Genomic DNA, 7,673 nt, shown 5'->3' with positions numbered 1-7,673 from the left:
TCCTATCGTACCAACATTTACGTGTGGCTTCGACCGCTCAAATTTACTCTTTGCCATGTTTCATTCCTTTACACTCTATACAATTCGATTACTTTTTATTGATTATCGCATCAGCCACATTTTTCGGAGCTTCTGAATAATGTTTAAATTCCATTGAGTAAGTTGCCCTACCTTGTGTGGCCGATCTTAATGCAGTCGAATAACCAAACATCTCCGCTAACGGCACTTCGGCCCGAATCACCTTAAATCCAGGCACATCTTCCATCCCTTGTATCATGCCGCGTCTGGATGACAAATCGCCGACCACATTTCCCATAAAATCTTCCGGTGATTCAACCTCAACTGCCATCATTGGTTCCAGCAGTACCGGGTTGGCTTTGCGCATGCCATCTTTAAATGCTATCGATGCAGCCATCTTGAACGCATTTTCGTTTGAATCAACATCGTGATACGAGCCATCAAAAAGAGTAACCTTGACATCCACCACAGGATATCCTGCCAATACTCCACTGGGTAGCGTTTCCAGCAAACCCTTCTCGACCGCCGGTATATATTCACGTGGCACGGAACCACCCTTTATCTCATCAACAAACTCAAACCCCTTACCCGCTTCGTTCGGCTCCATTTTTAACCATACATGGCCATACTGACCACGGCCGCCTGATTGCTTGACGAATTTACCTTCGATTTCAACGGATTTTCTTATTGCTTCGCGGTACGCAACTTGAGGAGCACCAACATTAGCCTCTACGCCAAACTCTCGCTTCATTCGATCAACAATAATTTCCAGATGCAGCTCACCCATTCCGGAAATGATGGTTTGACCGGATTCTTCATCGGTGCGTACTCTGAAGGAGGGGTCTTCTTGCGCCAGCCTGTTGAGCGCAATACCCATTTTTTCCTGATCCATTTTTGTTTTTGGCTCAACAGCGACATGAATTACCGGTTCCGGGAAATCCATTCTTTCCAACGTGATCACTTTTTGCGGATCACAAAGAGTATCTCCTGTCACTACGTCTTTTAAACCCACAGCCGCCGCTATATCACCCGCCCTTACTTCTTTTATCTCTTCACGCTGATTTGCGTGCATTTGCAATATCCTGCCTATTCTTTCTTTTTTACCCTTAACTGGGTTATAGACGGTATCGCCAGACACAACAACACCGGAATAAACTCTAAAGAAAATAAGCTGCCCAACATACGGATCGGTAGCAATTTTGAAAGCAAGCGCCGAGAATGGCTCATTATCATCAGCCGTGCGCTTATCAGCTTCACCACGCTCATTCTCACCTTGTATCGCCAGCACATCGGTAGGCGACGGCATGTAATCTATGACAGCATCCAGCATAGCTTGAACGCCTTTATTTTTAAAGGCCGTTCCACACATCATAGGAACTATTTCGTTATTAATTGTTCGTGCACGTATTCCAATTTTTATATCCGAGATTTCCAAGTCGCCATTCTCAAGATATTTATTCATTAAATCTTCATTTGCTTCGGCCGCCGATTCCAGCATTTTTTCACGCCAAGCTTGAGCATCCTCTTTTAAATTTGCTGGTATATCGCGCTCTTCAAACTTCATCCCGCGACTTTCATCATCCCAGTAAATAGCCTTCATTTTTACTAAGTCGACAATACCTTCAAATTTATCTTCAGCTCCGATGGGCAGCTGTATGGGCACCGGCACCGCTTTTAATCGCGCCTTAATCTGCTCATACACGCGCATGAAATTCGCGCCAGACCGGTCCATCTTGTTCACAAAAGCCAGACGCGGCACTTTATATTTATTGGCTTGCCTCCAAACCGTCTCAGTTTGCGGCTGCACCCCACCTACCGCACAAAAAACAGTACAAGCACCATCCAATACACGCAATGACCGCTCCACCTCAATCGTAAAATCTACGTGACCGGGTGTATCTATTATATTTATGCGATGCTCTGGATAATTTCCACCCATTCCTTTCCAAAAACAGGTTGTAGCGGCTGATGTAATCGTAATCCCTCTTTCCTGCTCTTGCTCCATCCAGTCCATCGTAGCCGCGCCATCATGAACCTCGCCTAACTTATGCGATACACCGGTGTAAAAAAGGACGCGCTCGGTCGTCGTTGTTTTACCAGCGTCGATATGAGCCATAATGCCTATGTTTCTATAACGCTCTATTGGAGTTTTTCTTGCCACGGTTTAATGCCTTACGATTAATTCAACTTACGATTAGGTTTGATGCTGGAAGCACAATTTATTAGAATCTAAAATGTGAAAACGCTTTATTGGATTCCGCCATTCTGTGCACTTCTTCTCGTTTCTTTACCGCACCGCCACGTCCTTCTGCAGCTTCGGTTAGTTCCCCCGCCAACCTCGCGTCCATCGACTTTTCACTTCTCTTTCTTGCTGCATCGCGTAGCCAGCGCATAGCCAATGCATTCCGGCGCACCGAACGCACTTCGACTGGAACTTGGTAATTAGCCCCACCTACTCGACGGCTCTTAACTTCAACTATTGGACGAACGTTAGTCAATGCTTGGGTAAAAACTTCCAGCGGATCATTTCCGGTTTTTTTGCCTATGTGCTCTAAAGCACCATAGATAATTCTTTCAGCAACAGATTTTTTGCCACGCGTCATGAGTACATTGACAAATTTTGCCAACTCAACATTGTGGTATTTTGGATCAGGCAATATTTCACGTTTTGGAACTTCTCTACGTCTTGGCATTATGCAACCTCTACATTACGCAATTTTATTTTCTCTAGCACTTTGGATAGATACCTAAATTAATTTTAAGCAGTTTTTGGTTTCTTAGAACCATATTTTGATCGTCCCTGCTTACGATCTTTAACGCCTGCTGTATCCAAACTACCCCTGACCGTGTGATAACGAACACCTGGCAAATCTTTAACACGACCGCCACGGATTAATACCACCGAGTGCTCCTGGAGATTATGTCCTTCACCGCCAATATAACTTGACACCTCAAACCCATTAGTCAGCCTTACCCGGGCAACTTTCCGCAACGCCGAATTTGGCTTTTTGGGTGTTGTTGTATATACCCTTGTACATACGCCCCTTTTCTGCGGACTGTTTTCGAGCGCAGGGACAGTACTTTTAACTTGCTTAGCAGCACGTGGTTTTCTAACTAACTGACTGATTGTCGGCATTTCTGTGTCCTAAAAAACTGGAATGGCTTTAAGCCGTCCTTCATCTGTTTGCTAATTTGCTTTAATAAATATTGGTAATTATTTACACCGACCTTCAACTAATCCGAAGATGCGGCAAAAAAGAGAGCGGATTCTATTGGGTTTATTTATATATGTCAAGACGAAGATAAGTCACTTGAGCAATACGTTTCTATCCATTGCCACATATCCCTGCAACTTCCTTCTGCTAAGAATCCTAAACTTGTTTTCTAAACTGTAAAATTAAATTTTCCAGTAACAATTAATCCCTGAAATTTTGAAATTGCAATGGAAAATTATCAATCGATTTTTTTACTAACTGAATTGCTTCTTGCAGCATATCTTTCTTTGCTCCGGTTACACGCACGACATCGCCTTGGATGCTGGCTTGAACTTTGAGCTTACTATCTTTGATGTGCTTAATAACCTTCTTTGCCAGCTCAGTTTCAAGTCCTGTTTTTATCGTCACTATCTGCTTGACTTTGTTTCCGCTAATTTTTTCAACCTGGCCTTTCTCCAAACAGCGCACATCCACATTCCGCTTCGTTAGCCGGGTTCTGAGAATATCCAGTATTTGTTCCAGCTTAAATTCGTCGTCTGCGAATACTGTCAATTGATAATCTGTCTGTTCCACTCTGGCATCGGAACCTTTAAAATCAAACCGGGTACCGACCTCTTTGTTTACCTGATCGACAGCATTCCTAACTTCCTGTTTATCAACTTCCGAAACGATATCAAATGATGGCATTATTTCTCTCTGTGCAGAAACAATCACGTTATAGCCGATTGCTATGAATTCATAATTCCAAGCAAACCGGTAATATTCCTGTCATTAGGGTTTGAAGAAGTTATTTCTTATGTTTCTTTCCGGCGTTAGCTGCAATGCGCATTCTTAAGGCATTCAGTTTGATAAATCCTGCTGCGTCCCCTTGGTTATATGCCCCCGCATCGTCTTCAAACGTTGCGATGGTGGGATCAAACAAGGAATCGGTTTGCGAGTCTCTGCCGACCACAATGACATTTCCTTTATACAATTTCAGCCTCACCCAGCCATTCACTTTTTCCTGGCTTGCATCGATCATAGTTTGCAACATTTTGCGCTCCGGACTCCACCAGTAGCCGTTGTAGATCAACGATGCGTAGCGCGGCATTAAATCATCCTTCAGATGCGCCACTTCACGGTCGAGAGTAATCGATTCTATGGCACGATGCGCTCGCAGCAGAATGGTTCCGCCCGGCGTTTCATAACAGCCGCGTGACTTCATACCCACATAGCGATTCTCCACCAAATCCAACCGGCCTATGCCATGTTTCCCGCCCAATTGATTCAGCTTTTCCAATACGCTCGCTGGTGATAATGCAACACCGTTAAGTGCCACCACATCACCCTGTTTAAACTCGATATCCAGATACTCCGGTTCATCCGGTGCTTTTTCCGGCGAAACACTCCAGCGCCACATGGACTCTTCCGGTTCCGCGGCAGGGTCTTCCAGAATCCTGCCCTCATAAGAGATATGTAACAGATTAGCATCCATGCTGTAAGGCGATCCCGCCTTTTTCTTCATTTCGACCGGAATGCCATGCTGCTCGGCATACTGTAATAACGTCTCCCGGGAGGTCAAGTCCCATTCACGCCACGGCGCAATGACATGAATATCCGGCTGCAGCGCATAATATCCCAGCTCAAAACGCACCTGATCGTTACCTTTGCCGGTGGCGCCATGCGATACCGCATCGGCACCGGTTTCTCTCGCGATTTCAATCTGTCTTTTTGCAATCAATGGACGCGCAATGCTGGTGCCCAGCAAATATTCCCCTTCGTAAATCGTATTGGAGCGAAACATGGGAAATACGAAATCGCGGACAAATTCTTCACGCAAGTCATCGATATAAATTTCCTTAACACCCAGCTGCTTTGCCTTGGCACGCGCCGGTTCCACTTCCTCTCCCTGTCCGATGTCCGCTGTAAAAGTGACGACTTCACACTGATAGGTATCTTGCAGCCATTTCAAAATGACGGATGTATCCAGTCCCCCGGAAAATGCCAAAACTACTTTATTAATCTTTTTCATTATTCTCAGTACGTTCGTTTATCTAGCGCTGTTATGCGTTAATGCGCAACCCATGAATCCCGATTGCAAATTTACTTTGCAGTATTTATTTTGCCCAGCAGCAAATACTCCATTAGTGCTTTTTGAGTATGCAACCGGTTCTCCGCTTCGTCCCATACCACGGATTGCGGTCCATCCAGCACTTCCGCGCTTACCTCTTCACCCCGGTGAGCTGGCAAACAATGCATAAATAATGCATCCGGTTTTGCCAATGCCATCATTTCCTCGTCAACACAAAACTCGGCAAAATCATTCTTTCTTTGTTCAGTTTCCGATTCGAACCCCATACTGGTCCACACATCCGTCGTGACCAGATCCACCCCTTCCACTGCTTGATGGGGACTGGCAAATTTCTCAAAATGCGCAGTGCCATTGAGCCCTATCCGCGCAGGATCAACATCGTAACCGGGCGGCGTGGAAACATGCACTTTAAAGTTAAAAACCTCGGCCGCCTGCAGCCAGGTACTGCACATATTATTGGAATCACCGATCCATGCTACCGTTTTGCCTTCTATACTGCCTCTATATTCCGTGTAGGTAAAAATATCGCTCATGATCTGGCACGGATGATATTCATCGGTCAAGCCATTGATTACCGGCACTCTGGAATACTCCGCAAAGCGCCTGACAAGGTCATGCTGATAGGTTCGGATCATAATCACATCGACCATGCGGGAAATCACCCGCGCCGCATCTTCCACCGGCTCTCCCCGCCCCAATTGCGTATCCCGCGTCGACAGATAAATGGCCGCGCCGCCTAATTGATGCATACCGGCTTCAAATGACAAACGCGTGCGGGTTGAATTTTTGTCGAAGATCATCGCTAATGTGCGATCGGACAACGGCCAGTATTGCCGGTATTGTTTGAATTCCTGCTTTATCCAGCGCGCGCGCGCAAATAAATATTCATATTCATCGCGGCTAAAATCCTTGAATTGCAAAAAATGCTTTAATTGCATAACGCGATAAACAACCAATCAGTAATGCATTGCTATGCAATCTGCCTAGTTATTTAAAAACTCCTTTATCAACAGACAAGTAATATCAATCACTTGCTCAGCTTCATGTTGCTGCATCACAAACGCTGGCAGCAAGCGAATCACTTTATCCGATGTTACATTGATTAATAATTTCTTCTCCAGCGCTTTCCTCACCAACTCGACACAAGGCACGGAAAGTTCGACACCGACGATCAAGCCCTGACCTCTGACTTGCACGACACCCGGAACATCGGCCAATTGACTCCGCAACCGGTCGCGCATGAAGTCGCCCAATTTTGTCGCATGTTCCAGCAGACCCTCATCGGCAATTACTTTCAGCGTTTCGATCGCCGCCGCGCAGGCCAGCGGGTTGCCGCCAAACGTGGAAGCATGATTGCCCGGTTTGAACACTTCGGCCGCTGTGCCTTTCGCCAAGCAAGCACCGATCGCCACACCGCCGCCGAGCCCCTTGGCCAGTGTGATGACATCCGGCATGATATCGCTGTGCTGGAACGCAAACCATTTGCCGCTGCGGCCGATTCCCGATTGCACCTCATCGAGCATCAGCAACCAGCCATTCTGCGTGCACAGAGTGCGTAATCCTTGCAAATAATGCGCCTCGGGAATATTCACCCCGCCCTCGCCCTGAAACGGTTCCACCAGTACCGCCACAACATCTTTATTATTGGCGGCCACTTGCGCGATCGCTTCCAAATTATTATAGGGAGCGCGCACAAAACCGGACAACAGCGGTTCAAACCCGGCTTGCACCTTGCGATTTCCGCTGGCTGTCAGTGTCGCCATGGTACGGCCGTGAAATGACCGTTCCATGACTATGATCGTGGGCAGCGATATTCCCTTGTTATGTCCATACAGCCGGGCCAGTTTGATGGCAGCTTCGTTCGCTTCCGCACCGGAATTGCAGAAAAACGCATTATCCATCCCGGACAATTCCGTCAGACGTTCAGCCAGCCGCTCCTGTTTTTCAATGTGAAAAAGATTAGAGGTATGGATCAGCGTTCCGGCTTGTTCACAGATCGCCCGGGTTAATCTCGGATGGCAATGACCCAGTCCGCACACCGCCACACCGGCCAGTGCATCCAGATACCGTTCACCGCGATCGTCCCATAACCAGACCCCTTCGCCTTTAACAAAGGTAACGGGCAACCGTGAGTATGTATTCATCAAATTAGACACTGCATCACACTCGCATTTGTATTTTAAACGAAAAATTCAATTCAGCGCTCCACCCGGTACGGTAAGGAAAATTTGAAAAAGTTGTTATGGTTACCTATTTAGCCTGCTTTTTCAAGCTTTTTTCTTTGCATATCCACTCATTTATGGCAATTTTATGCGCGGGCCATAGCAAAGTTAGTCGAGAAACGATAGCAGCATGTTAGAATGATCCGA

7 protein-coding genes are annotated in these 7,673 nt (G+C 46.4%); all 7 read right to left on the bottom strand.

The genetic code is table 11. The features are described 5' to 3' along the window. Window positions 1–88: 88 nt before the first annotated feature. The 7 genes from fusA to ABD07_RS10810 all read right to left on the bottom strand — a co-directional run bounded on the left by fusA (window position 89) and on the right by ABD07_RS10810 (window position 7,448). On the bottom strand, window positions 89–2,179 hold the full coding sequence (fusA, locus tag ABD07_RS10840) for an elongation factor G (protein WP_108698005.1): 2,091 nt from the start codon (window positions 2,177–2,179) through the stop codon (window positions 89–91). Between the two features lie 61 nt (window positions 2,180–2,240). Continuing rightward, the gene (rpsG, locus tag ABD07_RS10835; RefSeq protein ID WP_108698004.1) at window positions 2,241–2,711 is read right to left on the bottom strand and encodes a 30S ribosomal protein S7; all 471 of its coding nucleotides are present in this window, start codon (window positions 2,709–2,711) and stop codon (window positions 2,241–2,243) included. Window positions 2,712–2,776: 65 nt separating this feature from the next. Continuing rightward, a complete protein-coding gene (gene rpsL, locus ABD07_RS10830) occupies window positions 2,777–3,154 on the bottom strand; it encodes a 30S ribosomal protein S12 (protein WP_108698003.1) in 378 nt (125 codons plus the stop codon). A gap of 280 nt (window positions 3,155–3,434) precedes the next feature. Then, complete coding sequence (locus tag ABD07_RS10825; RefSeq protein ID WP_160818279.1) at window positions 3,435–3,920, bottom strand: YajQ family cyclic di-GMP-binding protein; 486 nt, start codon at window positions 3,918–3,920, stop codon at window positions 3,435–3,437. 100 nt (window positions 3,921–4,020) lie between these two features. Next, the gene (locus ABD07_RS10820; RefSeq protein ID WP_160818278.1) at window positions 4,021–5,244 is read right to left on the bottom strand and encodes an argininosuccinate synthase; all 1,224 of its coding nucleotides are present in this window, start codon (window positions 5,242–5,244) and stop codon (window positions 4,021–4,023) included. 71 nt (window positions 5,245–5,315) lie between these two features. Continuing rightward, the gene (gene argF / locus ABD07_RS10815; RefSeq protein ID WP_160818277.1) at window positions 5,316–6,242 is read right to left on the bottom strand and encodes an ornithine carbamoyltransferase; all 927 of its coding nucleotides are present in this window, start codon (window positions 6,240–6,242) and stop codon (window positions 5,316–5,318) included. A gap of 45 nt (window positions 6,243–6,287) precedes the next feature. Further along, window positions 6,288–7,448 carry an aspartate aminotransferase family protein gene (locus ABD07_RS10810; RefSeq protein ID WP_160818276.1) on the bottom strand — a complete coding sequence of 387 codons (1,161 nt, stop codon included), beginning with the start codon at window positions 7,446–7,448 and terminating at the stop codon, window positions 6,288–6,290. Window positions 7,449–7,673 lie beyond the last annotated feature (225 nt).

Source organism: Nitrosomonas oligotropha (genome assembly GCF_009833085.1).
GTDB lineage: Bacteria > Pseudomonadota > Gammaproteobacteria > Burkholderiales > Nitrosomonadaceae > Nitrosomonas > Nitrosomonas oligotropha.
This window is presented reverse-complemented; position numbering and strand designations above follow the sequence as displayed.